The organism is Antiquaquibacter soli, assembly GCF_030580675.1.
Taxonomy (GTDB): Bacteria; Actinomycetota; Actinomycetes; order Actinomycetales; family Microbacteriaceae; genus Rhodoglobus; species Rhodoglobus soli.
Map to the genome: position 1 here is coordinate 718,707 of NZ_JAUQUB010000001.1, position 24,776 is coordinate 743,482.

Annotated in this window: 22 protein-coding genes and 2 riboswitches; of the genes, 16 read left to right on the forward strand and 6 right to left on the reverse strand. The window is 68.6% G+C overall.

Translation table 11 applies throughout. From position 1 onward, the window contains the following. Positions 1 to 11: 11 nt before the first annotated feature. Positions 12 to 1,772: a glycoside hydrolase family 36 protein gene (locus Q5716_RS03490; RefSeq protein WP_305001698.1), complete on the reverse strand. Its 1,761-nt coding sequence runs from the start codon at positions 1,770 to 1,772 to the stop codon at positions 12 to 14. Positions 1,773 to 1,871: 99 nt separating this feature from the next. Here Q5716_RS03490 and ychF point away from each other — a divergent pair, with 99 nt between their 5' ends. Together ychF and Q5716_RS03500 are read left to right on the forward strand one after the other, a co-directional pair. Next, entirely contained in the window at positions 1,872 to 2,945 is a 1,074-nt protein-coding gene (ychF, locus tag Q5716_RS03495; RefSeq protein ID WP_305001699.1) for a redox-regulated ATPase YchF, read from the forward strand. Positions 2,946 to 3,040: 95 nt separating this feature from the next. After that, the gene (locus Q5716_RS03500; protein ID WP_305001700.1) at positions 3,041 to 3,421 is read left to right on the forward strand and encodes a hypothetical protein; all 381 of its coding nucleotides are present in this window, start codon (positions 3,041 to 3,043) and stop codon (positions 3,419 to 3,421) included. 249 nt (positions 3,422 to 3,670) lie between these two features. Here Q5716_RS03500 and Q5716_RS03505 read toward each other — a convergent pair whose 3' ends face one another. Further along, positions 3,671 to 4,168 carry a DUF427 domain-containing protein gene (locus Q5716_RS03505; RefSeq protein WP_305001701.1) on the reverse strand — a complete coding sequence of 166 codons (498 nt, stop codon included), beginning with the start codon at positions 4,166 to 4,168 and terminating at the stop codon, positions 3,671 to 3,673. A gap of 35 nt (positions 4,169 to 4,203) precedes the next feature. On the opposite strand from Q5716_RS03505, the gene Q5716_RS03510 reads away from it, so the two are divergent. The 4 genes from Q5716_RS03510 (at position 4,204) to Q5716_RS03525 (ending at position 7,455) form a co-directional block, all read left to right on the forward strand. Next, positions 4,204 to 4,815 carry an LON peptidase substrate-binding domain-containing protein gene (locus tag Q5716_RS03510; protein ID WP_305001702.1) on the forward strand — a complete coding sequence of 204 codons (612 nt, stop codon included), beginning with the start codon at positions 4,204 to 4,206 and terminating at the stop codon, positions 4,813 to 4,815. Positions 4,816 to 4,898: 83 nt separating this feature from the next. Then, complete coding sequence (locus Q5716_RS03515; RefSeq protein ID WP_305001703.1) at positions 4,899 to 6,107, forward strand: sensor histidine kinase; 1,209 nt, start codon at positions 4,899 to 4,901, stop codon at positions 6,105 to 6,107. After that, positions 6,104 to 6,718, forward strand: a complete 615-nt coding sequence (locus Q5716_RS03520; RefSeq protein ID WP_305001704.1) for a hypothetical protein — start codon at positions 6,104 to 6,106, stop codon at positions 6,716 to 6,718. The genes Q5716_RS03515 and Q5716_RS03520 overlap by 4 nt, the downstream gene beginning before the upstream one ends. A 41-nt stretch (positions 6,719 to 6,759) precedes the next feature. Next, positions 6,760 to 7,455, forward strand: coding sequence for a class I SAM-dependent methyltransferase (locus Q5716_RS03525; RefSeq protein ID WP_305001705.1), 696 nt, complete (start codon positions 6,760 to 6,762; stop codon positions 7,453 to 7,455). On the opposite strand, the gene Q5716_RS03530 is transcribed toward Q5716_RS03525, so the two are convergent. After that, complete coding sequence (locus tag Q5716_RS03530) at positions 7,452 to 8,015, reverse strand: carboxymuconolactone decarboxylase family protein (RefSeq protein ID WP_305001706.1); 564 nt, start codon at positions 8,013 to 8,015, stop codon at positions 7,452 to 7,454. The two genes, Q5716_RS03525 and Q5716_RS03530, sit on opposite strands and share 4 nt — an antisense overlap. A gap of 151 nt (positions 8,016 to 8,166) precedes the next feature. Between Q5716_RS03530 and Q5716_RS03535 the strand changes: the two genes are divergently transcribed. The 5 genes from Q5716_RS03535 (at position 8,167) to gcvP (ending at position 14,466) form a co-directional block, all read left to right on the forward strand. Then, entirely contained in the window at positions 8,167 to 8,751 is a 585-nt protein-coding gene (locus Q5716_RS03535; protein ID WP_305001707.1) for a GNAT family N-acetyltransferase, read from the forward strand. Positions 8,752 to 8,828: 77 nt separating this feature from the next. Continuing rightward, the gene (locus Q5716_RS03540; protein WP_305001708.1) at positions 8,829 to 9,764 is read left to right on the forward strand and encodes an NHL repeat-containing protein; all 936 of its coding nucleotides are present in this window, start codon (positions 8,829 to 8,831) and stop codon (positions 9,762 to 9,764) included. Between the two features lie 67 nt (positions 9,765 to 9,831). Continuing rightward, positions 9,832 to 9,923: riboswitch (glycine riboswitch) on the forward strand. A 1-nt stretch (position 9,924) separates the two neighbouring features. Next, positions 9,925 to 10,013, forward strand: a riboswitch (glycine riboswitch). Next, entirely contained in the window at positions 10,000 to 11,181 is a 1,182-nt protein-coding gene (gcvT, locus tag Q5716_RS03545; RefSeq protein WP_305001709.1) for a glycine cleavage system aminomethyltransferase GcvT, read from the forward strand. It overlaps the preceding riboswitch by 14 nt. Beyond that, entirely contained in the window at positions 11,174 to 11,545 is a 372-nt protein-coding gene (gcvH, locus tag Q5716_RS03550) for a glycine cleavage system protein GcvH (RefSeq protein ID WP_305001710.1), read from the forward strand. The genes gcvT and gcvH overlap by 8 nt, the downstream gene beginning before the upstream one ends. Then, positions 11,545 to 14,466, forward strand: coding sequence for an aminomethyl-transferring glycine dehydrogenase (gene gcvP, locus Q5716_RS03555; RefSeq protein WP_305001711.1), 2,922 nt, complete (start codon positions 11,545 to 11,547; stop codon positions 14,464 to 14,466). The genes gcvH and gcvP overlap by 1 nt, the downstream gene beginning before the upstream one ends. Here gcvP and Q5716_RS03560 read toward each other — a convergent pair. Together Q5716_RS03560 and Q5716_RS03565 are read right to left on the reverse strand one after the other, a co-directional pair. Then, positions 14,463 to 15,272 carry a CPBP family intramembrane glutamic endopeptidase gene (locus tag Q5716_RS03560; protein ID WP_305002959.1) on the reverse strand — a complete coding sequence of 270 codons (810 nt, stop codon included), beginning with the start codon at positions 15,270 to 15,272 and terminating at the stop codon, positions 14,463 to 14,465. The genes gcvP and Q5716_RS03560 overlap by 4 nt on opposite strands. After that, on the reverse strand, positions 15,269 to 15,673 hold the full coding sequence (locus Q5716_RS03565) for a thiol-disulfide oxidoreductase DCC family protein (protein WP_305001712.1): 405 nt from the start codon (positions 15,671 to 15,673) through the stop codon (positions 15,269 to 15,271). The genes Q5716_RS03560 and Q5716_RS03565 overlap by 4 nt, the downstream gene beginning before the upstream one ends. A 254-nt stretch (positions 15,674 to 15,927) precedes the next feature. Here Q5716_RS03565 and Q5716_RS03570 point away from each other — a divergent pair, with 254 nt between their 5' ends. The 3 genes from Q5716_RS03570 (at position 15,928) to Q5716_RS03580 (ending at position 20,488) form a co-directional block, all read left to right on the forward strand. Next, on the forward strand, positions 15,928 to 17,739 hold the full coding sequence (locus tag Q5716_RS03570; protein WP_305001713.1) for an ABC transporter family substrate-binding protein: 1,812 nt from the start codon (positions 15,928 to 15,930) through the stop codon (positions 17,737 to 17,739). 95 nt (positions 17,740 to 17,834) lie between these two features. Then, entirely contained in the window at positions 17,835 to 19,370 is a 1,536-nt protein-coding gene (locus Q5716_RS03575; protein ID WP_305001714.1) for an ABC transporter permease, read from the forward strand. Beyond that, the gene (locus Q5716_RS03580) at positions 19,370 to 20,488 is read left to right on the forward strand and encodes an ABC transporter permease (RefSeq protein WP_305001715.1); all 1,119 of its coding nucleotides are present in this window, start codon (positions 19,370 to 19,372) and stop codon (positions 20,486 to 20,488) included. The genes Q5716_RS03575 and Q5716_RS03580 overlap by 1 nt, the downstream gene beginning before the upstream one ends. 8 nt (positions 20,489 to 20,496) lie before the next feature. Here Q5716_RS03580 and Q5716_RS03585 read toward each other — a convergent pair whose 3' ends face one another. Continuing rightward, complete coding sequence (locus Q5716_RS03585) at positions 20,497 to 21,099, reverse strand: PH domain-containing protein (RefSeq protein ID WP_305001716.1); 603 nt, start codon at positions 21,097 to 21,099, stop codon at positions 20,497 to 20,499. A 38-nt stretch (positions 21,100 to 21,137) separates the two neighbouring features. Here Q5716_RS03585 and Q5716_RS03590 point away from each other — a divergent pair, with 38 nt between their 5' ends. Next, positions 21,138 to 22,832, forward strand: coding sequence for a dipeptide ABC transporter ATP-binding protein (locus Q5716_RS03590; RefSeq protein ID WP_305001718.1), 1,695 nt, complete (start codon positions 21,138 to 21,140; stop codon positions 22,830 to 22,832). Positions 22,833 to 22,844: 12 nt separating this feature from the next. Beyond that, a complete protein-coding gene (gene typA, locus Q5716_RS03595) occupies positions 22,845 to 24,752 on the forward strand; it encodes a translational GTPase TypA (protein WP_305001719.1) in 1,908 nt (635 codons plus the stop codon). Positions 24,753 to 24,776 lie beyond the last annotated feature (24 nt).

Here is a 24,776-nt window from a genome sequence, read left to right on the forward strand (position 1 = left end):
GGGTGGTCGCGCTAGAGAGTCGCTATCGGCCGGACGCTCAAGAGAAGCCCGGTCGGCTCCGACGTGTCGAGCGGGATGCCCGCCGCGACCTCGTCGGCGGTGAGGCGCCGCTGGCTCCCGGTCCACTCATCGGTGAGCATCACCGGGCCGGCCGCGTCCGGGTACCAGCGGGCCGGACCGCCGACCTGGTCGACACTGATGGTCGCCGCGAGCAGTTGCGAGCCGTCCGAGCGCGGACTCGTGGCGACGGCGCTCACCTCCCCGACCGTGCGCGGCTCGATCGCCCGCGCCTCGATGTCGGCCGTCCGCCAGCGCCGGTACACGTCGATCGCGGTCGAGACGAGTGCGCGGTGCTCCGCGGTCCAGCCGGGGAGGTCGCCCATGAGGACCCACGGGCCGCCGACGGCGTAGGTCGCGAGCTGCGCCCGGGCGGAGAGGTCTTCGTCGGACATGTAGGCGGTGCACCAGCTCGAGGGCAGGTAGCGCCCCAGACCGAGCTTCGCGACCCGGTTGAAGCCGGACTGGCACCAGTCGTCGCCGATGGTCGTGTCGTGGTGGGCGATCATCTGCAGATCCAGCGGACGACCGCCGTTCCAACAGTTCTCGATCACGAGCGCGGGATGCTCGCGCCGCAGCTCGGCGAGGATCGAGTACCACCCGCGTACCGCAGCATCCTCACCCGCCCCGGGGTCGTGGGTATGCAGGGTCGCGTCGCAGCGCGGGATCGTCTCGAAGTCGTGGAGCAGCCAGTCGACCCCGTCACGCACGAGCGAGTCCAGCCGTTCGAAAACGTAGTCGCGGACAGGGGCGTGGCCCAGGCAGAGCGCGTGGTTCCGGAACGACAGTAGGGGGCGCTGCCCGCGCCAGGTCGTCAGCCAGTCGGGATGCTCGAGCGCGACTGTCGACTCGGGCGAGGCGTTGCCCGCCCCCACCCAGAGGCCCAGCGCCATTCCGCGGTCGTGGGCGAGCCGCGCGAGGCCCGCCACGCCGTCGACGTATCCGGGCCGGGCGACCCAGTCGCCCACGTGGAGCTCCCACCCCTTGTCAACGGTGACGACTTCGACGCCGAGCCCGGCCGCGGCATTGAAGAAGGCCTCGACGCGCCTCGGGTCGATCTCCTCGCCGAACCCCCAGGTGTCGGCGATGACGGGAGGCAGCAACGGCCCGGTCGCGCGCTCGGGGATAGTGAGGCGGATGAGCTCCCGAAGCCAGTCCTCCGCGTCGTCGTGACCGCCGGGGCCCACGCGAACCCAGGCGCCGGGAAGCTCGACGGAGCCCACGGGGGAGAATGTCTGCGCCGGCAGGGCGAGCCGCACGCGCAGTCCGTCGTCGTACTGCTCGATCTCCGTCAGTGCTGTGCCGCTGTAGTCGAGCGCGAGGGCGGCGGCGAGGGGCGAGCCGTCGTCGGTGACGCCGGCGAGGGTGCACCAGCCCGCGGCATCCTGGATCCGGTCCCCGGGCTCGGAGACCCGGCCGTGCGCGAGGTACCGGGTCATATCGGTGCCGTCGTCCGGCCGGAGATCGAAGTCGGCGCCCGCACCGAGAGCCGCGGCGTCGGCCGCAGCATAGGGACCGGAGACGAGCGTGCGACCGCCGTCCGTATCCAGTTCGTCGATCGTGAGGCCTCGAAACTTCGCATCCCAACTGAAGGGGTGCAACACGCGGACGCTCGCGTCGTGCAGGGGGAACCGAAGTTCGGCGACCACCCGGCCGCCCGATGCCGGCTCGACGTAGTGGAAATCCGCACGGCTCGCCTGGGTCGTCTCGCTCACGCAGATCCTCTCCTCGCTGAGGGTTACATCATACTTTTTCCGGCATGCGCTCTCGACACCGCGCCGCCTAGCGCGCGGCCGCCGGTACGCTAGACGACCGTGGCTCTCACTATCGCGATCGTCGGTCTTCCCAACGTCGGCAAGTCGACGCTCTTCAACGCGCTCACGCGCAACACGGTCCTCGCCGCGAACTACCCGTTCGCGACGATCGAGCCGAACGTGGGCGTGGTGAACCTTCCCGACCCGCGCCTGACCGTGCTCGCGGAGCTCTTCGGGAGCGAGCGCATCCTGCCCGCCCCGGTCTCGTTCGTCGACATCGCGGGCATCGTGAAGGGGGCGAGCGAGGGCGAGGGCCTCGGCAACAAGTTCCTCGCGAACATCCGCGAGGCCGACGCGATCGCCCAGGTCATCCGCGGGTTCGTCGACCCCGACGTCGTGCACGTCGACGGTCGGGTGGATGCCGCGAGCGACATGGAGACCATCAACACCGAGCTCATCCTCGCCGACCTGCAGACCCTCGAGAAGTCGATCTCCCGCTACGAGAAGGAGGTCAAGGCCAAGAAGCTCGAGCCCGCGGTTCTTGAGACGGCCTTCGCCGCGCAGAAGGTGCTCAACGACGGCACCCCGCTCTCGGCATCCGGCCTCGACCTCGCACCGATTCGCGAGCTGGGACTGCTCACCGCGAAGCCCTTCATCTACGTGTTCAACGTGGACGACTCAGTTCTCCAGGATGACGTCGCCAAGGCGAAGCTCGCCGCCCTCGTCGCCCCCGCTCAGGCCGTCTTCCTCGACGCGAAGCTCGAGTCCGAGCTCATCGACCTCGAGCCGGACGACGCCGCCGAGCTGCTCGCCTCCACCGGCCAGACCGAGTCCGGGCTCGACCAGCTCGCCCGGATCGGCTTCGACACCCTCGGCCTTCAGACGTACCTCACGGCCGGCCCGAAGGAGTCGCGCGCGTGGACCATCGGCAAGGGCTGGAAGGCCCCGCAGGCGGCGGGAGTCATCCACACCGACTTCGAAAAGGGCTTCATCAAGGCGGAGGTCATCGGCTTCGACGACCTCGTCGCGGCCGGCTCGATCGCCGAAGCCCGGGCGAAGGGCAAGGCCCGAATCGAGGGCAAGGACTACGTCATGCAGGACGGCGACGTGGTGGAGTTCCGCTTCAACGTGTGACCTCGGGGAGCGAGCTGGATGATCGGTGTGCCTACGCCGGAGCTGCTGAGCCAGCGGCTGGCGACGCTTTCCGTCGCGACGGAAGAACCGTCGGTATGACCCGACCATTCACCCAGGCTGAGAGGGAGCTGCTGCGGCGGCTTGCCTCGTTCGGACCGGACGCTCCTGTACTCTTCGATCAGATCGACGTCGCCGAGCACGACGGTTGGTGGTTCGAGGGATCGCAGAGCTGTCACATCGCCACGCCCACAGCGGCGCCCCAGTACTTTTCTGGGCTATCGCAGGGCGGGGGTCGGCAGATTGGGCCGGGCGCCCTGGTGCTCAGCGATCCCTCGTCATTAGATCGTCTCGAGAACGTCATCGGCCACGCATTCTTCTGGCTCCAAGATGGGCGACTCAGTGCCTTCGAATACGCTTGGTTCACTGACGATATGCCGGGTTCTCTCCCGCGCTTGGATCAGCTGCTGCCGCACTAGCGTCCGGCATCGACTCGCATCGGTCCTCCCTGGGATCGCCAAGGATGTGCTGGAGGGCGGAATTAGCGACATTCTGGCCAACCCAACAAGTGCACCGCACATCGGTGCGGAACTCTTGCGCGCTGCCCAGGCAGTGGGCGGCATGGACGAACTCGGCGTGATGGATCGAGACGATATCGCGCGGTCGGCGGAGTTCGAATGATCGATCTCGTCAATCCCTGGAGTTAGTGAACTTCCGCTTCGCCGTCCTCACCAGCCCAGCGACCCCGGGACCCCCTTGAAGGGCCCGGCGACGGCGCTCGTGATCCAGCCGCCGTAGAAGCCGCCGGGCTGAGGGGTGACGACCTCTCCGTCGACGGTGCACTCATCCATCGCCTGGGCGTAGACGGCGACGCGGTCTCGCAGCAGCTCGAAGCCGCGCGACGGCTGGGGGTAGTTCCACGCGCTGGCCCGCCGCACCTCGCCACCACCGAGCACGTCGAGGTACCGAGCGGTGCCCTTGAACTCGCAGAACGACGACCCGTCGGCATCGATCAGCGCGCCGACCACGAAGTCCCCGATCGGAAGGTAGTAGACGGGTGGATGACTCGTCTCCAGCACCCGGACCACGTCGCGGGTCTCGACGATGACCTGTCCACCCAGGCGGATCGTGACGAGCGGCGTGACCTGCTCGACGCGCGGCGGCCTCGGGTAGTCCCACACGGACTCCTGTCCGGGTCCTGGCTTCTCGGGGCGGGGGCGGGGCACCTGGTCACTCTACGTCAGCGGTGATTCACTGAGTCATGGCCAGCTCGCCGATGTTCCCCCTCCAGTCCGTGCTGTTCCCCTCAGTCCCGCTTCCGCTCCGGGTGTTCGAGCCCCGGTATCTCACGATGGTCGGACGGCTGCTGGACGAGGACGAACCGGGCTTCGAGTTCGGTGTCGTCCTCATCGAGCGTGGATCCGAGGCGGGCGGAGGCGACCAGCGCGCATCGGTCGGGACGTTGGCGCGACTGGTGAGCGTCGCCGCGGGCGCCGAGAACCTGCTCATCGTCGGCGTCGGCACCCGGAGGTTCACGGTAGAGCGCTGGCTCGACGACGATCCTTACCCCCAGGCCGAACTGTCGCTGCTGCCGGATCTGGAGTGGTCCGAATCGCTCGCGCCCCTGCTCGCGGAGGCCAAAGCGATCGTCCGGCGGGTGGTCGCCCGGGTCGCGGAACCCGACACGGATGCCGGCGTCGAGCTGTCCGACGATCCCGTCGCTGCCGCGTGGCAGCTCGCGGCCATTGCCCCGCTGGGCGAGTACGACAAGTACACCCTGCTGAGGTCGACGACGCTTGGCGGACTGCTGCGTCAGACCATCGATCTGACTCTCGCGGCCGAGGAGCTCTGGTCGGCAGGGCGGGACTTGTGACCGCGATGCTTCCGCCCTTGCCACTCACGGGGGAGCGGCCATCCATGCCAGACTTCCGAGGAGACACTGTCCTGGGGGAGAACGTGAGCACTGACGCACACGTCGCGCGACGCGACGCGATTGCCGATTATCGCATTGTCGGGGCCGAGCGTCTGCCGCACCTGGAGCGCCTCGTCGCCCTCGCCGCGGCCGTGTGCGGAGTACCGACCGCTGTCGTCAACATCATCGATGACACCCACCAGCACCAGATCGCGGCCATCGGGTTGGAGCCCGCCGTCTGCGCTCGCGAGGATTCCATGTGCGCCGCGGTGCTGCACGAATCGCGGCACATCTGGGTCACCGACGCCCGCGAGGACCCGCGGTTCGCGCAGAACCCCTTCGTCACGGGACAGATCGCGACCGTGCGCTTCTACGCCTCGAGCCCGATCGTGACGCCGGCGGGCATCACTATCGGCACCCTGTGCGTGTTCGACGACGAGGTCGGCGAGCTGACGGCTCAGCAGAGCGAGGCCCTCGACACGATCGCGCGGCAGGTCGTCGAGATCCTCGAACTGCGCCGGGTCGCCGCCGAGTTGCGGCGCTCGAACGAGCAGCTCGCCCAGTTCGCGAGCCAGGTGAGTCACGATCTGCGCAACCCGCTGACCGCGCTCGGCGGGTTCCTCGAACTCGCCGAGGACGACCCGGGACTCACCGACGCCCCGATGGCTGCGGAGTCGGTCGCCCGCGCGCGCTCGGTCGCCGCCCGCATGACCGACATGGTCGTGGACCTCCTCGCGTACGCGAGAGCGGAGGGGGTGCAGCCGCGCCGCGTCGAGACCGACGTCGCCGAGCTCGCCTCGTCCGTCATCGAAGATCTGGATGCCGCGATCGAATCCACCGGGGCGAGTGTCGCCGTCGAGGCGGCCGACCCCGTCGTCGTCGGCGACCCCACACTCCTGCGCGCTCTCCTGCAGAACCTCGTCGCCAACGCGATCAAGTTCTCGAGCGCGGCCGGGGTTTCTCCCCGCATCGCGATCCGCGCCGAGCACGTGGGGGACGCGGTGCGGCTCACCGTGGACGACAACGGCCCGGGCATCCCCGTCGATGACCGCGAGCGCGTCTTCGGGCTGCTCGAGCGGGGCAGCACGACCGAGGGCACCGGACTCGGCATCGGCCTCGCGACGTGCCGTCGGATCGCGGAGTCCCACGGCGGCCGAATCGGGGTCGAGGACTCGCCGCTCGGAGGCGCGCGCGTGTGGGTCGTGCTGCCGGACACGACGGCGACGGATGCACAGGCTACCCTGACAGCGTGACCGACTCCTCCGCCGTTCCGCCGCCCCCTGCCTACGGGCCGATCCCCGTCGTGCCGGACGCACCCGTGCTGTTCGCCGCGCGGAGCATCCCGCAGGCGGTCTGGCGCGGCGTCATCGGCATCGCCCTGATCGCGGCGGGGATCGGCGGTCAGGTCGCCGGAGCGGGCTTCCCGAGCAATGCCCCCGTTGAGATGTTCATCAACTTCGCGATCACCGCGACCGCGGTCGTCGCGGGGATCATCCTGCTGGTCTTCGCCGTCACGGCTGGCACCGCGCGAAGCCTCCCGCTCACCCGCGGGCCCGTCAGCCCCCTCGCGATCGCCGCTGTCGCGGTGTCGGTCGTCGCCGTCCTCGTGTGCGTGGTCGCGCTTCCCGGCCAGATCATCGAGAGCGGCGCCACGGGCATCCGGCTCCGCTACAGCAACCTGAGCGGCCCAGCCTTCGGCACCGGCTTCCTCTGGGCGACCGGCATCGTCATGGGGGCGATCTCCGTGCGTTCGCCCGCACTGATCTCGAAGGTGCTCGGCTTCGCCGCGGTCGTGCTCGGCTTCGCGGTCATCGCCACGAACATCTGGGCCGCGGCGATCTACAGCGCCGGGCTCACCGACTGACCCGGTAGCCGCCCAGACCGACCCCCGGTAGCCTGGGAGGCATGGGGGAGTCCGTCGTCGATATCACCGCCGCGGACATCGTCGGGTGGGACGTGCGCACCTGGTCGAAGGCAGTCGACTACTGGCGCGCCGAGCTGCCGGCGTCCGCCGCCCCGCTCCGCTGCCTCGAGATCGGCGCCGGTCCGGGCGGCCCGTCGCTGTGGCTCGCGCTGCAGGGGCACGAGGTGACGTGCTCCAACTTCCAGAACACGCGCGAGCAGGCGTCCCCGCTGCACGAGCGGTTCGGCATCCGCTCGATCGCCTACGAGGACATCGATGCGAACGACATCCCCTACGAGGGCGAGTTCGACATCGTGATCTTCAAATCGGTGCTCGGCGGGGCCGCGTCCACGGTCGAGGCGCAGGCGGGAGTCATCCGGCAGATCCACGCCGCGCTCAAGCCCGGCGGAACCCTCCTCTACGCGGAGAACCTTCGCGGCACGTGGCTTCATCGCGCGGCCCGGGCGGTCGCCTACCGCGTCCGACGGGCATCCTGGCGCTTCGTCTCGCCGAAGGAACTGCGCGGGATGCTCGCGGTCTTCGACCGCCACGAGTTCCGCTCGACGGGTTTCCTCTCGCTCTTCGGTGTGACGGAGGCGCAGCGCGGGGCGCTCGCGGCGGCCGACGATGCCGTCTTCAACCGAGTGCCTCAGGACTGGCGCTACGTGGGCTTCGGCAAGGCGGTCAAGCGGCGCTAGGAGCGCACCGCCTCAAGTACGCCCGCCGGGAGGCCGGGAGGCACGTCGAGTTCGACGGCGAGCGCGTGCAGCGAGCGGCTGTAGAGGTTGCGCAGCCCCGCGGCGAGGGTGATGTTGACGATCTGCGCGTCGTCGAAACCAAGCTCACGAAGCCGTTCGCTGTCCGCGTCGGACATTGTCTCGGCGTCGCGGCTCAGCTTCGCGGCGTAGTCCATCATCGCTACTTCGGCCTCGCTGAGTCCGGCAGCGCGGTAGTCGCGGGCGATCGCGACGACCTCGTCGGCGCTCATGTACTTGAGCGACTTGCGGCTGTGGGCGAGCCGGCACATGTCGGAGCCGAGCGCCTCGGCCGCAGCGAGCGTGACGAGCTCGTAGTTGCGCATACCGAGAGGCCGCGCGATCGCTCCCGCAAGAGCGCTGAAGGCCTTCACCGCCTCCGGGTTGAGCGCCATGGCCTTCGTGTAGGTCGGCACGTAGCCGAGGTCGGCGATGTCCTCGGCGTAGAGTTCGGCGACGAGCCCGGTCGCCTCGTCCTCGGGGATGGTTCGGAGAATCGACATGCCCTTCATGCTCGCACCACTCGGTCGAGAAGTCCTCCCCTGACGAACACGACGGGGGATTTCGGCTTCGAGCTCTGCTGAGAGCCGGGCCGGCCAACGGCCCCACCCGCTGACGGCTCGATGGTCGGCAGGTTGTGGGATGCTCCTCCCCATGGACATCGACATCGTTCCCGCGGCCGTCGCCGGTCGCGCCGCGGTCGAGGCCGTGCTGCGGGACGAGGCCACCTCGCGCGACTGCTGGTGCCAGTTCCACGTGCTGTCGAACGCGCAGTGGCGCGACACGACGCGCGAGTCGCGCCGCGAACTGCTCGTCGAGCAGGTCGAGTCCCTCGATCCGCCTCGCGGTCTCGTCGCGCTGCGTGAGGGCGAGCCGGTGGGGTGGTGCGGCGTCGAGCCGCGGGTGCGTCTCCGGCACGTGACATCCAGCAGGCTCGTCGTCAAGGAGAGCCCGTTCGCGCTCGACGATCCAGGCGTTTGGTCCGTGTACTGCATGCTGGTTCCCCGCGCCGCCCGCCGACAGGGCGTGGCCGACGGGATGCTCGCCGCCGCGATCGACCACGCCGAGGCTCATGGCGCCACAGGGATCGAGGGCTACCCGATCGACGCATCGAAGCGCGGAGGTCGGCTCCCGGCCGGCTTCTCGACCGGAACCCTCTCGATGTTCGAGCGACACGGGTTCGCCCCCGTCGCCTCCCTCCCGTCGGCACGCACGCTCGTCGCCCGAACGATCGCGTGAGAGCGGCGTTCCGGGAACCTGAAAAATACCTGTACGCTCGACCCAACCCCTTCCGCCGTCCGAGGAGCCGCATCCCCGTGAAGACCGCCCGAATTCTCGCCGCCCTTGGCGTTGCCGCCGCCCTGACGTTTGCCGCAGCGCCCGCGCACGCCGCTGCCCCGGCGCTCCCGGCAGGCGAGTCGCTGCTCGCCGCCAGCTGCACGGAGGATTATCCCGCGGCTGAGGTCTTCCGAGTTGACCCGGCGACCGGGGTGAGCACCGCGATCGGCACCGGTAGCTTCGACTTCGTGTGCAGCTATCAGGGCGCGTGGGACCGCACGACGAGCACCTACTACGGAAGCGTCTGGGACAGCGGCACCTCCGAACTCGTGACGTGGAACCTCGAGACGGGTGTTCCGACCAAGGTCGCCGACATCCTCGTGGGCGACGCCCCGGTCAACCCCTATGCTCTTGTGATCGACCTCGAGGGCAACGCGTACTTCAACAGCGGCGTGAACCTCTACTCCCTCGATCTCGCGACCGGCGCCGCGACTCTTCTCGGCCCGCTCGCCGCGCTCACCGACGATGGCTACGGCTTCTCGGTGGACCCGAGCACCGGTGACCTGTACCTGCTGCAGGAGAACGGCGACCTCTTCCTCGTCGACCCCGTCGCCGTGACGGCGACCTACGTCGCGTCGTGGACATTCTCGACCGAGGGCACCAACACCTGGGGACTGGCGATCGACAGCGCCGGCACCGCCTGGGTGGTCGAGTACCCGGGCGACGACAACTACACCGCGCTCTGGAGCACCCCGCTCGCCACCTTCGGCGTCGACCCGCAGCTTTCCGGAAACATCGTCGACGCAGCGACCGGTGAGGACTTCAGCGGTTGGTGGGTGGCCCTCGTTCCCGCGGCTGCCCCGCCGGCGCTCGCCGCGACCGGATTCGACGCCACGCCGATCGCCGTCGCGGGCGGGATGCTCGCGCTCGCCGGTCTCGTGCTCGTCGCATCCCGTCGCCGCCGCGCCGCATAAGCGGATTCGTCATCGTCCGGTAACACGGGCGATGTAGGCTGGGCCGCACAACCGAACACCGGGCCGCAAACACGATGCGGGAGAGCTCCCTCCTGGAGGGGGCACCGAAGGAGCAAGCCTCCCCGCCAATCTCTCAGGTCTACGTACCGCATCGAGAAGGCCACTCTGGAAAGCGCGCTGCGTGCAGCGCCGCCGATGGTGAAAGCGCGAACAACGCGCGAAGCTCTCAGGCTCCATGACAGAGGGGGAGTTCTACCGCCGCCCAAGCCAGGAGAACTCCGTGCCCGCTTCTTCGACCCCGCTGCACCAGCTCCACGTGGATGCCGGCGCGAGCTTCACCGACTTCGCAGGCTGGCAGATGCCGGTGCGGTACAGCTCCGATCTCGCCGAGCACGCCGCGGTGCGCACCGCGGCAGGCATCTTCGACATCTCGCACATGGCGGAGCTGAGCGTGACCGGCCCGCAGGCGGCCGCATTCCTCGACTTCGCGCTCGCCGGCAACATCTCGGCGATCGCGCTCTCCAAGGCGAAGTACACGATGATCCTCACCCCTGAGGGCGGCATCATCGACGACCTGATCGTGTACCAGAACGCCCCCGGCGAGTACCTCGTCGTCGCGAATGCGGGCAACCGCGAGCCCGTTGTGGCCGCGCTCAGCGAGCGGATCGACGGCTTCGAAGCCGCGCTCACGGACGCGACCGAGGCGATCGCCCTCATCGCCGTGCAGGGCCCGCGCTCGCGCGAGATCCTGGAGGCGACGGCGGGTCTGGAGCAGGACGACGCCGTCGCCATGGGGCACACCCTCGACGTGCTGCCGTACTACGCGTGCATGGGCATGCGCTTCCAGGGCACTCCGCTCCTCGTGGGCCGCACCGGTTACACGGGCGAGGACGGCTTCGAGCTCTTCGTCGGGGCGGGGGATGCTGCATCCCTGTGGACTGCTCTCCTGGCCGCCGGCGAGCCTCTCGGGCTCATCCCGTGCGGCCTCGCCGCCCGCGACACGCTGCGGCTCGAGGCCGGGATGCCCCTGTACGGCCACGAGCTGGGCCTCGACACCCTGCCGGTGCAGGCCGGGCTCGGCCGGGTCGTGCCGCTCAAGACGAAGACGGTCGACTTTGTCGGCCGATCCGGTATCGAGGCGGGCCCAGCCGAGGGTGCGCGAGTGCTCGTCGGTCTGGTCGCCGAGGGCAAGCGCGCCGGACGGGCCGACTACGCGGTGCTGCACGGCGACGAGCAGGTGGGCGTGATCACGAGCGGGGCGCTGTCGCCGACGCTCGGGCATCCGATCGCCATGGCCTATGTCGACCCGGCCGTCTCCGAGCCGGGCACCGTGCTCGACATCGATGTGCGCGGCTCGCGGATCCCCGCGACCGTCGTCCCCCTGCCCTTCTACAAGAAAGACGAGAACCATGACTGATCTCTCCGCCCTGAAGTACACGGCCGAGCACGAGTGGGTGCTCGTCGAGGGCTCCGTCGCGACGGTGGGCATCACCGCCTACGCGGCGGAGAAGCTCGGCGACATCGTCTACGTCGATCTCCCGAAGGTCGGATCGAGCCTCGCGAGCGGCACCGTCGTCGGCGAGATCGAGTCGACGAAGTCGGTCGGCGAGCTGTTCGCCCCGGTCGACGGCACCGTCGTCGAGGCCAACCAGGCGGTCGTCGACAGCCCCGAGCTCGTCAACTCCGACCCGTTCGGCGAGGGCTGGCTCGTCAAGGTGGAGTTCACCGAGCTCCCCGCCCTGCTGACCGCGGACGAGTACGCCGCACTGACCGGAGAGTGATGACCGACGCATTCCAGTCCCGCCACATCGGCACGGACTCCGCCGCCCAGAAGCACATGCTCGAGGTGGTCGGCTACGGCTCCGTCGAAGAACTCGTGGATGCTGCGGTTCCTCCCGCTATCCACGTTCAGCCTCTCGAGCGCAGCACGATCCCTGCTCCCGCGAGCGAGCGCGAGGCGCTCGCCGAACTGCGCGCGCTCGCCCGCCGCAACCGCGTCCGCCGCAGCATGATCGGACTCGGCTACTACGACACCATCACGCCCGCCGTGATCAAGCGCAACGTGCTCGAGAACCCGAGCTGGTACACCGCCTACACGCCCTACCAGCCGGAGATCTCGCAGGGGCGCCTCGAGGCGCTCATCAACTTCCAGACGATGGTCTCCGACCTCACCGGTCTCGCCACGGCGAACGCGTCGATGCTCGATGAGGGCACCGCCGTGGTCGAGGCGATGCTGCTCGCGCGGCGGGCATCCGGCTCGTCGTCCAACGTCTTCCTGGTCGACCGCGACGCGCTGCCGCAGACGAAGGCGCTCCTCGCGAACCGCGCGGAGGCGGTCGGCATCGAGCTGCTCGAGCTCGCGCTCCCGGAGGCGCTCGAGGCGGGCATTCCCGCGAGCTTCGGCGTTCTGGTGCAGTACCCCGGCGCCTCGGGCCGGGTGTGGGACCCGCGCGAGGTCATCGCCGCCGTCAAGGATCAGGGCGGTGTCTCGGTGGTCGCGGCCGATCTGCTCGCCCTCACCCTGCTGACCTCCCCGGGCGAGCTCGGCGCCGACGTCGCCGTCGGCACGTCGCAGCGCCTCGGCGTCCCGATGGGCTTCGGCGGCCCGCACGCCGGGTACATGGCCGTCAGAGCCGGGCTCGAGCGCCAGCTGCCGGGGCGGCTCGTCGGCGTGTCCCAGGATGCCGCGGGGCATCCCGCGTACCGCCTCTCCCTGCAGGCGCGCGAGCAGCACATCCGCCGCGAGAAGGCCACCTCGAACATCTGCACCGCCCAGGTGCTCCTCGCCGTGATGGCGTCCATGTACGCGGTCTACCACGGTCCCGACGGCCTCAAGCGCATCGCGCAGCGAGTGCACGCGGCCACCGTGCTGACCGCGAAGGAGCTTCGCGCCCGCGGGCTCGCCCCCGTCCACGACAGCTACTTCGACACCCTGACCGTGTCGGTTGCGGATGCCCCGGCTGTCGTCGCGGCGGCGCTCGAGCACGACATCCTCCTGCATGCCGCCGACGCCACCACGGTGTCGTTCTCGGTGGACGAGGTCACGGCGCTCGACATCGAGACCGTTCTGCCGACCCTCCTCGAGGCGCTCGGGGCGACGGGGGAGCGGGACCTCGGCACGGCGACGGGCCCGTTTGCGAAGGACCCGGAGCGCTGGTTCGCCCTCGACTCCGAGCACCAGCACGAATACCTGCCCGCCCTCGCCCGCACCTCGGCCTACCTCACCCACCCGGTGTTCAACACGCACCGGAGCGAGACGGCGATGATGCGCTACCTCAAGTACCTCGCCGATAAGGATTACGCGCTCGACCGCGGCATGATCCCGCTCGGCTCCTGCACGATGAAGCTCAATGCCGCCACCGAGATGGAGGCGGTGACCTGGCCCGAGTTCGCGGGGCTGCACCCCTTCGCGCCCGAGTCCGACGTCGAGGGCTACCTCGAGCTCATCGGCCAGCTGCAGACCTGGCTCGCCGAGGTGACGGGGTACGACTCCGTCTCCCTCCAGCCCAATGCCGGTAGCCAGGGCGAGCTCGCGGGTCTGCTCGCGATCCGGGGCTACCACCGCTCGCGCGGGGACGTCGAGCGCACGGTGTGCCTCATTCCGTCGAGCGCGCACGGTACGAACGCGGCGAGCGCCGTGCTCGCGGGGATGCGCGTGGTCGTCGTCGAGTGCGATGAGCTCGGCAACGTCGACCTCGACGACCTCCGGGCGAAGGTCGCCCTCCACGCGGACAGCCTCGCGGCGCTCATGATCACCTACCCGTCGACGCACGGCGTGTACGAGCACGAGGTGCGGGCGATCGCGGACGCGGTCCATGAGGCCGGCGGCCAGGTGTACGTCGACGGCGCCAACCTCAACGCCCTGCTGGGCTACGCGCGGTTCGGAGATTTTGGCGGAGATGTCTCCCACCTGAACCTCCACAAGACCTTCTGCATCCCGCACGGCGGTGGCGGGCCCGGCGTCGGGCCCGTGGCGGCGAAAGCGCACCTCGCTCCGTTCCTGCCGTCGCACCCGCTCGCGCAGCGCGACTTCGTCCCCGAAGCCGAACGGCCCGCGCACCGGAACATCGTCTCCGCCGCCCCGTTCGGCAGCCCGAGCATCCTGCCGATCTCCTGGGCCTACGTGCGCATGATGGGCGCCGAGGGGCTCAAGGCGGCGACCGGCGCGGCGGTGCTCGCGGCCAACTACGTCGCGGTGCGCCTGCGCGAGTACTACCCGGTGCTGTATTCGGGAGACAACGGGCTCGTCGCGCACGAGTGCATCCTCGACCTGCGTCCGCTCAAAGAGGCGACGGGTATCGACAACAACGATGTCGCGAAGCGCCTCATCGACTTCGGCTTCCACGCGCCCACGATGTCGTTCCCGGTCGCGGGCACTCTCATGGTCGAGCCGACGGAGAGCGAGGACCTCGCCGAGATCGACCGCTTCATCGACGCGATGATCGCGATCAAGGAGGAGGCGGATGCCGTCGCTGCGGGTGTCTGGCCCGCCGACGACAACCCGCTCGTGCACGCTCCGCACACCGCCCAATCGGTCATCGAGGGGGAGTGGGCGCACGCGTACTCGCGGGAGCAGGCGGTCTACCCGGTGCGCAGCATCATCCGCGGCAAGTACTGGCCGCCGGTGCGGCGCATCGACAACGCGTTCGGCGACCGCAACCTCGTGTGCGCCTGCCCGCCGATCGAAGCATTCGCCGACTAGCTTGCTGGTGCCCCGAACAACCCGGGGAATGTCGCGGCCGCCCACGGGTAGCCGACGAAGATCGCCGAGTCGATCAGGATGTGTGCGATGACGAGCGGCAGCACTCTCCCCGTCCGGGTGTAGAGCCAGCCGAACAGGATGCCCATCGCAACGTTGCCGACGAACGCGCCGAAGCCCTGGTACAGGTGGTAGCTGCCGCGGAGCACGGCGCTGACGAGGATGATCGGCCACGTGCGCCACCCGAGGTCGCGCAGCCGCGCGAACAGGTAGCCGATGACGATGACCTCCTCGGTGACTCCCGCGCGCAGCGCCGAGAGCACGAGCACCGGAACTGTCCACCAGTGCTCGGAGAGCGCATTGGCCACGACGTTCACGGTGAGCCCGAGCTCGCGCCCTGCGAGGTAGACGCCGATTCCGGGGATGCCGATGACCAGGGCGAGAACGACCCCGTGCAGGCCGTCCCGCACGGGCCGGGTGCCGTCGATGCCGAGCCGGCTGAGGTGCGGCCGCGCGACCCGCCACAGCAGGAACGCGACGAGCGCGACCGGCACCAGGTCGAAGAAGATGCCCATGAGCTGGTAGATCAGGTCGAAGACGGGTCGGTCGCTGAGCGAGGGGTTGAGCGTCGCCGTCTGGTCGGAGAGGGCCTGGTCGCGCGTGGTGCGGTTGATGATGGCGACCACCGAGTAGGCGGCGGATGCCCCGAGCGAGAGGCCGAGCACGATGAGGATCTCCGCCCACAACCGCGCCCTGCTCGCGTCGCCTCGATCCGCGAGCGGGTAGCTGCCCGCCGCGAGGCGCGTCACCGCGCGGCCGGCGGCAGTGCGCACGCGGGGGTGCCGCCCGGCAGGCGGTGCCGGTTGGCGGCGATGAAGCGATAGCCGAGCGCGGCGGCCCAAGAGAAGGGCGGCGTCGCGATGAGGTGCCCGAGGAACCGCCAGCCCGGCGCCCGCTGCATCCGGAGCAGGGCGGAGAAGGCCAGGTGCCCCGCGTACTGGTGGGTGGGCGTCACGACCCACGCGTAGCGCGTCACGTCGTCGATGGAGAGTCCCAGTTCGTCGAGGTCGAGCCACTGCCATGGCGAGGTGGGCGGAAACGCCGGGAGGAGCTTCTCGAGGGCGTTGACGGAGGTCGTGCAGAACGCACAGTCGCCGTCGAAGACGAGCAGCGGGCCGCTGGAGGGTTTCGACAATCGCGCTTCGCTCACCCCTCGATGGTACGCCGCGGATCACGCTCGATCACGCCATCTCCGAGACTGTGGCGCACGATTCGTGCAAGCTGCGAGGAATTGATGCAAGAAAGCTCCATACCGCGCAACGAATTCGTGAGTTCGTTACCACTGTGTAACGTTTGCGCCTACAGTTTTGCGAGGGAAATGGCCCCGCTTAGGGTGTCAACTACCAAGCGCGACACGGCGCCTAGGAACGCCGTGCCGATTGCTCATCTTGCACAGGAGGAAAATTGAGAATCAGACGATTCGCGGCAGCTGCTGCCACGGTCGCGGCTGGTGCTCTCGTCCTCTCGGGCTGCGCCGCGCCGCAGTCCGAGATCGTCGAGGGCTCGTCGCTGTCCGTGGCGTGGAACCAGCCGTTCTACTCGTACAACGGCAACACGTCGTTCGGTAACGCGACGGCCAACAACAACATCACGTACGCGACCCTCGGTGGCTTCAACTACTACAACGACGTTCCGGAGCTGGTGAAGGACACGTCCTTCGGCACCTACGAGCTCGTCTCCGAGGACCCGCTCGTCGTCAAGTACACGATCGCCGATGGCGTGAAGTGGTCGGACGGCACCGCGGTCGACGCCGCTGACCTCCTCCTCCAGTGGGCCGCCCTCTCGCGCGCCCTCGACACGCCGGACTTCGACGCGTCGGAGTTCACCGACCCCGACACCGGCGAGTTCACCGACGACTTCCCGACGGACGTCGTGTACTTCGACTCCGGCGCCGACCCGTCGGTCGGCCTCGGCCTCGTCTCGACTACCCCTGAGGTGAGCGACGACAAGAAGTCGATCACGATGACCTACGACGAGCCCTTCGTCGACTGGGAGCTCCAGCTCACGTCGCCGCTTCCCGCGCACGTGGTCGCCAAGAACGCCCTCGGCATCGAGGACAACCAGGAGGCCAAGGACGCGATCTACGACGCGATCGAGAACGACGACGCCGAGGCGCTCGCCGCGATCTCGAGCTTCTGGAACTCGGGCTTCAACTTCACCGAGATGCCCGACAACACCGACCTCGTGCTCGCGAGCGGCCCGTACATGATCACCGACTTCGTCGCCGACCAGTACGTCACGCTGACCGCGAACCCGGAGTACACCGGCGACAACCTCCCCAAGGTGGAGGAGATCACCGTCCGGTTCATCACCGACCCGCTGGCCGCCGTCCAGGCGCTCCAGAACGGTGAGGTCCAGCTCATCAGCCCGCAGGCTACCGCGGACGTCGCCGAGGCGCTCGCCGCTCTCGACGTGACCGTCATCGGCGGCTACGAGGGAACGTACGAGCACATCGACCTCCAGTTCGACCAGTCGAAGAGCGGACACTTCAACAACCCCCTCATCCGTGAGGCGTTCATGAAGGTCATCCCGCGCCAGGAGATCGTCGACAAGCTCATCAAGCCGCTCCAGGAGGACGCCGAGGTTCGTAACTCGCAGGTCTTCCTCCCCGGCGCCGAGGGCTACGACGAGTCCGTCGCGGAGAACGGCTCGGAGGCGTACGCCGAGGTCGACATCGAGGGCGCGAAGGCGCTCCTCGCCGAGGCCGGCGTCACCAACCCCGAGGTCTGCATGCTCTTCAGCTCGACGAACCCCCGTCGTGCCAACGAGTTCCTGCTGATCCAGCAGTCCGCCGCTCAGGCCGGCTTCAACGTGACCGACTGCTCGAGCCCCGACTGGGGTGGCCTCCTCGGCACCCCCGGAGCCTACGACGCGTCGCTCTTCGGATGGCAGTCGACCAGCCTCGGTGTGACCAACGGCCCGCCCCCCACCTACACCACGGGTGGAATCAACAACCTGAACTTCTACAGCAACCCCGAGATGGACGAGCTGACCGCCGCTCTCGGCAAGGAGTTCGACCCGGACGCTCAGATCGAGATCATGAAGCAGATCGACAAGATCCTGTGGGATGACTTCTACGGAGTGACCATCTTCCAGTTCCCGGCGGTTACGGCCTACGACCAGAACGCGATCACCAACATTTCGCCTTCGACCCTGGCCCCGACCATCTTCTGGAACATCTGGGATTGGGAGCCTGTCTCGGCCGACGCTGAGTAGTCAGTCCGACTGACACCAGGTACACCCAGGGCGCTGGGGCCTCACGGCCCCAGCGCCCACCCGCTGGAAGACCCCCGGTTAGGTAGGTGCCCTCCGTGGCAACATTCGTCGTGAGGCGGCTCATCGCCTCGATCTTCATCTTCATCGCCGCGACGTACCTCATGTACATCCTCGTCGCCCTGTCGGGCGACCCTCTGGAGGATCTGAGGACGAGCTCGGCCCCCAACAAGCAGCAGCTCATCGAGGCGCGAACAGCGTTGTTGAACCTCGATGTGCCCCCGCCCCTGCGCTACTTCATCTGGCTCGGCGGCATCTTCGGCCTCACCGGCAAGGGCTTCGGCTACCTCGGCGTGACCGTCCAGAACCAGCCCGTGAACGTGCTCCTCGGCCAGGCGATGGGCTCGACCCTCCAGCTCGTGACGCTGGCGACCGTGGTCGCGATCATCCTCGGCATCGTCGTCGGAATCACGACCGCGCTGCGGCAGTACTCCGGCTACGACTACGGCGTGACGTTCCTGTCGTTCCTGTTCTTCTCCCTGCCGATCTTCTGGGTCGCGGTGCTCCTCAAGCAGTACCTCGCGATCGGCTTCAACGACTTCCTCCGAGATCCCGCCATCCCCTGGTGGCTCATCGTGATACTCGCGCTGATATCCGGAGTCATCTGGATGTCGATCATCCCGCGCAAGGGGATCCAGCGGCTGTACACGTTCCTCATCGCCGCGGTCGCCACCGCCGCTCTCCTGGTGTACATGGAGCTCACCGACTGGTTCTCGAACCCGCACATCGGCATCGTCGGCATCGTCCTCTCGGCGGCCGGTGTCGCGTTCGGCGTCACCGCGATCTCGACGGGTCTGCGCCAGCGCCGCGCTCTGCGCGCATCGATCATCGTCGCCGCGATCGGCATCGCGATGTACTACCCGTTCATGCTGTTCATCTCGTACTACCTGACGTTCTGGACCTGGGTCGGGCTCGGGGTGCTGGCCGTCGCGGTGAGCTTCGCGATCGGCTGGTTCACGGGCGGCGCCGACAAGGCACCGGTCGCGCGAACAGCCGCCATCACCGGCTTCCTGGTGGCCGCGCTCATCTCCCTCGACCGCTTCATGTCGGTCTGGAACGCCTACGCGAACTCGAGCCGGATCAAGGGCCGCCCGATCGCGACGATCGGGTCGAGCACCCCCGGCCTCGAGGGCTCCCTCTGGGTGATGGGCGTCGACTTCTTCACGCACCTGCTGCTGCCGACGATCGCGCTCATCCTCATCTCCTTCGCGAGCTACACCCGCTACTCGCGCGCGAGCCTGCTCGAGGTCATGAACCAGGACTACATCCGCACCGCTCGCGCGAAGGGCCTCACCGAGCGCACCGTCGTCGTGCGGCACGCGTTCCGCAACGCCCTCATCCCGATCGCGACGATCGTCGCGTTCGACATCGGGGGCATCGTCGGCGGCGCGGTCATCACCGAGCGCGTGTTCGGCTGGACCGGAATGGGGGCGCTCTTCCAGAACGGCCTCGACCACGTCGATCCGAACCCCGTGATGGCCTTCTTCCTCGTCGTGGGCGGCCTCGCCATTCTCTTCAACCTGATCGCCGACCTCGTGTACGCAGGTCTCGACCCGAGGATCCGGGTGTCCTGATGAGCAACATTCCACCCCCTGTCGAGCAGCCGGGCCACCACGAGGGCAGCGTCGCCGAGGCCGAGAACTCCATCGAGCTCAAGGAGATCGCGGGCCTGTCGCAGGGCCAGATCGTCCGTCGCCGGTTCTTCCGCCACAAGGGCGCCCTCATCTCGATGTTCGCGCTCGCCTTCATCATCCTGCTGTCCTTCACCTCGGTCGGCGTCGCCTTCGGCGACTGGAAGTCCGGCGGCTGGTGGCAGTACACCTGGAACGTCGCCGTCGAGATCGAGAACAACGGCAGGCCCACGCTGAGCCTGTTCCCGTTCGCGATCGGAAACCACCCGTTCGGCCAGGACGAGGTCGGTCGAGACATCTTCGCGGTGGTCATGCGAGGTACTCAGCAGTCGCTCATGATCATGGTCATCGTGGGTGTCATCGCGACGATCATCGGAACGGTGATCGGTGCGGTCTCCGGCTACTACCGCGGATGGCGCGACTCGGTGCTCATGCGTTTCACCGACGTCATCATCACGATTCCGGTCATCGTCATCGCGGCGGTTCTCGGTCGCCGGTTCGGCGACTTCGGCGCCCCCGTCCTCGCCGTGATCCTCGGCCTACTGCTGTGGACCGGTCTCGCTCGACTCGTGCGCGGTGAGTTCCTGTCCCTGCGCGAGCGCGAGTTCGTGGATGCGGCGCGCGTGGCCGGGGCGAACGACAACCGCATCATCTTCCGGCACATCCTGCCGAACGCGATCGGCGTCATCATCGTCAACTCGACGCTCCTCATGGCGTCGGCGATCCTCATCGAGACCGGCATCAGCTTCCTCGGCTACGGCGTGCAGGCGCCGGACACCTCGCTCGGCAAGATCATCAGCGAGAACCAGGTCGCGTTCGCGACGCGCCCGTGGTTGTTCTGGTGGCCTGGCGTGTTCATCATCGCGATCGCTCTGTGCATCAACTTCATCGGCGACGGCTTGCGCGACGCGTTCGACCCGCGCCAGAAGCGCATGCCGAGCGATCGCGCGCTCGCCCGCGCCGACCGTGACAAGACGCCGGTGGGACCGGCGCCGTTGGCCGAGGCAGAGGCCCGCGTGCCGCGCGCCAGCGGTTCGACCGGGATGGGGACCGGCCTGTGATGACGGCCCTACAGCAGCACGCCGAGCACCGTCGCGACGGCGAGCGCCGCCACGACGGCGATCGTCACGACGTGGTACTCCTTGCGGACGCTGCCGGGTTCCGGGCCTGCGTCGAGGAGCCCCTGCGCGCGCAGGTCCTCCCAGTGGCTGCGGATGACGAGCGCGATCGCCCCGGACTGCGTGCTCGGCAGGTCGCCCGGTCGCGGGTTGGCTCCGCTCGCCTCGGCGGCGAGCCGGGCATCCTTCATGGTGCCCGCCTGGGCCGCGTAGCGGTTGGGGGCGGGGCTCGCCCACGCCGTGACCGTGCCGTCGGCCGTGGTGAGAGTGAGCGCGTACTTCGTGTCGACGTTCTCGATGGCCGGCCACGGTACGTGCACGGTGGTGAAGACGTTGACCACCGTCACCTCGTGCTCCGCGACGTCCACGCGCGGGAACCAGAACAGCGCGAAGGCGAGCGCCGCGAGCAGCAGCAGCGGCCAGCTGAAGCGCACGACGACGTTCCAGTCGCCGTCCACCACGAATCCCGCAAGCCCGAGGGCCACGATGACCGCTGTGGCGATGCTCAGGCCGCGGCCGAAGGCGGGTCGGAAACTCGTCGGGGCGAATCGCATGCCCCCAGCTTCGCAGACTGCGCAGGGAAGGACCTGAAGTGACTGCCGCAACAGCTACATCCGAGACCGTGCTCGAGGTCAAGGACCTCGGGGTCGACTTCTGGGTCGACGGCACCTTCTACCCGGCGGCGGTGGGCCTCAACTACAAGGTCCAGCGTGGCGAGGTGCTCGCCATCGTCGGCGAGTCCGGTTCCGGTAAGTCCTCGAGTTCCATGGCGCTTCTCGGTCTCCTGCCCGCCAACGCGAAGGTGACGGGCTCGATCAAGCTCCTCGGCAAGGAGCTGCAGGGCATCCCGCAGAGCGACCTCCGCGCCGTGCGGGGCAACCAGATCGCGGTGATCTTCCAGGAGCCGATGACGGCCCTGAACCCGGTGTACACGGTGGGCTTCCAGATCATGGAGGCGCTTCGCTCGCACTTCGACCTCACGCCGAAGGAGGCGAAGGAGCGCGCGATCGACCTGCTCACCAAGGTCGAGATGCCCGACCCGCCGACGGCGTTCAACAAGTACCCGCACCAGCTCTCGGGCGGTCAGCGCCAGCGAGCGATGATCGCGCAGTCGATCTCGTGCGACCCGGTGCTGCTCATCGCCGATGAGCCCACGACCGCGCTCGACGTGACCGTGCAGGCGGAGATCCTCGAGCTGTTGAGGAGCCTCCACAAGCGGCTCGACAGCGCGATCATCCTCATCACGCACGACATGGGCGTGGTCGCCGACCTCGCCGACCACATCATGGTGATGAAGGACGGCGTCGCGGTCGAGACGGGCACCGTCGTCGACGTGTTCGAGCGGCCGCAGCATCCGTACACCCAGCAGCTGCTGGCCGCCGTGCCGCACCTCGGCCAGGCGCCGCTGCAGATCAACGAATCCGAACCCGCCCCGGGCGCGCCCAAGCCGGCGCCGGTGCTCAAGTTCGAGAACGTCGCGATCGAGTACCCGAAGCGCGGGCGCGTTCCCGCGTTCCGCGCCGCGGAGGACATCAACCTCGAGATCTACCCGGGAGAGATCCTGGGCCTCGTGGGGGAGTCGGGCTCCGGCAAGACCACCCTCGGTCGGGCATCCGTCGGCCTGCTGCCGATCGCGGAAGGAAAGCTCACCGTCGTCGGTCAGGACATCTCGAACGCGTCCCTGCGCGACCTCCGCCCGCTGCGCCGCAAGACCGGCATCGTCTTCCAAGACCCGGGCTCGAGCCTCAACCCCCGGATGCCCATCGGCCAGTCCATCGGAGAGCCCCTGCTCCTCGCCGGGGAGGCCAGCGGCAAGGAGCTCGACAAGCGCGTGCAGGAGCTGCTCGCCCAGGTTGAGCTCCCCACGAGCTACCGCAACCGCTACCCGCACGAGCTCTCGGGCGGTCAGCGGCAGCGTGTCGGCATCGCGCGGGCGCTCGCTCTGACGCCGGAGCTGCTGGTCGCGGACGAGCCGACGAGCGCCCTCGACGTCTCCGTGCAGGCCCGATTCCTCGACCTCCTGCAGGAGATCCAGGACCAGCTCCAGTTCGCATGCCTCTTCGTCAGCCACGACCTCGCGGTCGTCGACATCCTCGCGCACAGGATCGCGGTCATGCATCGCGGTAGACTTGTCGAGCAGGGAACTCGGGATGAGATCCTGCGAACCCCCAAAGACCCCTACACTCAGCGGCTCATCGCTGCCGTGCCGCTGCCCGATCCGGTCGCGCAGCGCGAGCGGCGCGAGGAGCGGGCTGCCTCCAAGGCCTCGGAAGAGGGCCGCAACTAGAAGGAATACGTCATGGCGATCGCCACACGCTCCGACCTGCGCAACGTGGCGATCGTCGCCCACGTCGACCACGGCAAGACGACGCTCGTCGACGCCATGCTGCGCCAGACCAACTCGTTCGACGCCCACGCGCACCTCGAGGACCGCGCGATGGACTCCAACGACCTCGAGCGCGAAAAGGGCATCACGATCCTCGCCAAGAACACGGCGATCACCTACAACGGCGTCCACGCGACCGACGGACCGGTGACCATCAACGTCATCGACACCCCCGGCCACGCGGACTTCGGTGGCGAGGTCGAGCGCGGCCTGTCGATGGTCGACGGTGTCGTGCTGCTCGTGGACGCGAGCGAGGGGCCTCTGCCGCAGACCCGCTTCGTGCTGCGCAAGGCCCTCGAGGCGAAGCTGCCCGTCGTGCTGCTCGTCAACAAGACCGACCGCCCGGATGCCCGCATCGACGAGGTCGTCGGCGAGAGCCAGGACCTGCTCCTCGGCCTTGCGAGCGACCTGCACGAGGACATGCCCGACCTCGACCTCGACGCCGTGCTCGACGTGCCCGTCGTGTACGCCTCGGGCCGCAACGGTGCCGCGAGCTGGACGAAGCCGGAGAACGGCCAGCTGCCGGACAACGACGACCTCGAGCCGCTCTTCGACGCGATCCTCAAGCACATCCCGGCGCCGACCTACGACGACGCCCACCCGCTTCAAGCGTGGGTGACGAACCTCGACTCGAGCCCCTTCCTCGGCCGCCTCGCGCTGCTGCGCGTCTTCAACGGCACGATCAAGAAGGGCCAGACCGTCGCGTGGGTCAAGCACGACGGATCGGTCTCGAACGTGCGGATCACCGAGCTGCTCAAGACGCGCGCGCTCGACCGCTACCCGGCCGAGTCCGCCGGGCCGGGCGACATCGTCGCCGTCGCGGGCGTCGAGGACATCACCATCGGCGAGACCCTCGCCGACCCCGAGGACGTGCGACCCCTCCCGACCATCACGGTCGACGACCCCGCGATCTCGATGACGATCGGTACGAACACCAGCCCGCTCATCGGCAAGGTCAAGGGCCACAAGCTCACGGCGCGCATGGTCAAGGACCGACTTGACCGCGAGCTCATCGGCAACGTGTCCATCAAGCTCGTCGACATCGGCCGCCCCGACGCGTGGGAGGTGCAGGGCCGCGGCGAGCTCGCGCTCGCCATCCTCGTCGAGAACATGCGACGCGAGGGCTTCGAGCTCACGGTCGGCAAGCCGCAGGTCGTCACCAAGACGATCGACGGCAAGCTGCACGAGCCGTACGAGCACCTCACCATCGACGCGCCGGAGGAGTACCTCGGCGCGATCACCCAGCTCCTCGCCGCCCGCAAGGGCCGCATGGACGGCATGGCGAACCACGGCACAGGCTGGGTGCGCATGGAGTTCATCGTCCCGTCGCGCGGCCTCATCGGCTTCCGCACCGAGTTCCTCACCATCACGCGCGGAACCGGCATCGCGAACGCCATCGCGCACGGCTACGAGCCGTGGGCGGGCGCGATCGAGACCCGCACGAACGGCTCGATCGTGGCTGACCGCGCCGGAGTGGTGACGCCGTTCGCGATGATCGCCCTCCAGGAGCGCATGTCGTTCTTCGTGGAGCCCACGCAGGAGGTCTACGAGGGCATGATCGTCGGCGAGAACTCTCGCGCCGACGACATGGACGTGAACATCACCAAGGAGAAGCAGCTCACCAATATGCGCTCCTCCACGGCCGACAACTTCGAGAAGCTCGTGCCCCCGCGCAAGCTCACCCTCGAGGAGTGCCTCGAGTTCGCCCGCGAGGACGAGTGCGTCGAGGTGACGCCCGAGGTGGTGCGCATCCGCAAGGTCGAGCTGGATGCGACCACTCGCGCCCGCGAGGCGTCGCGCCGCAAGAAGCAGAACGCCTAGTAGCCATCAGGGTGCACGGGTACG

What these genes read in the sequence shown, in the direction of transcription:
- Q5716_RS03500 (WP_305001700.1), top strand. Translation starts at nt 3,041, where the DNA reads ATGACCCGACCATTCACCCAGGCTGAGAGGGAGCTGCTGCGGCGGCTT.
- Q5716_RS03510 (WP_305001702.1), top strand. Translation starts at nt 4,204, where the DNA reads ATGGCCAGCTCGCCGATGTTCCCCCTCCAGTCCGTGCTGTTCCCCTCA.
- Q5716_RS03525 (WP_305001705.1), top strand. Translation starts at nt 6,760, where the DNA reads ATGGGGGAGTCCGTCGTCGATATCACCGCCGCGGACATCGTCGGGTGG.
- Q5716_RS03530 (WP_305001706.1), bottom strand. Translation starts at nt 8,015, where the DNA reads ATGTCGATTCTCCGAACCATCCCCGAGGACGAGGCGACCGGGCTCGTC.
- Q5716_RS03535 (WP_305001707.1), top strand. Translation starts at nt 8,167, where the DNA reads ATGGACATCGACATCGTTCCCGCGGCCGTCGCCGGTCGCGCCGCGGTC.
- gcvT (WP_305001709.1), top strand. Translation starts at nt 10,000, where the DNA reads ATGACAGAGGGGGAGTTCTACCGCCGCCCAAGCCAGGAGAACTCCGTG.
- gcvH (WP_305001710.1), top strand. Translation starts at nt 11,174, where the DNA reads ATGACTGATCTCTCCGCCCTGAAGTACACGGCCGAGCACGAGTGGGTG.
- gcvP (WP_305001711.1), top strand. Translation starts at nt 11,545, where the DNA reads ATGACCGACGCATTCCAGTCCCGCCACATCGGCACGGACTCCGCCGCC.
- Q5716_RS03580 (WP_305001715.1), top strand. Translation starts at nt 19,370, where the DNA reads ATGAGCAACATTCCACCCCCTGTCGAGCAGCCGGGCCACCACGAGGGC.
- Q5716_RS03585 (WP_305001716.1), bottom strand. Translation starts at nt 21,099, where the DNA reads ATGCGATTCGCCCCGACGAGTTTCCGACCCGCCTTCGGCCGCGGCCTG.
- typA (WP_305001719.1), top strand. Translation starts at nt 22,845, where the DNA reads ATGGCGATCGCCACACGCTCCGACCTGCGCAACGTGGCGATCGTCGCC.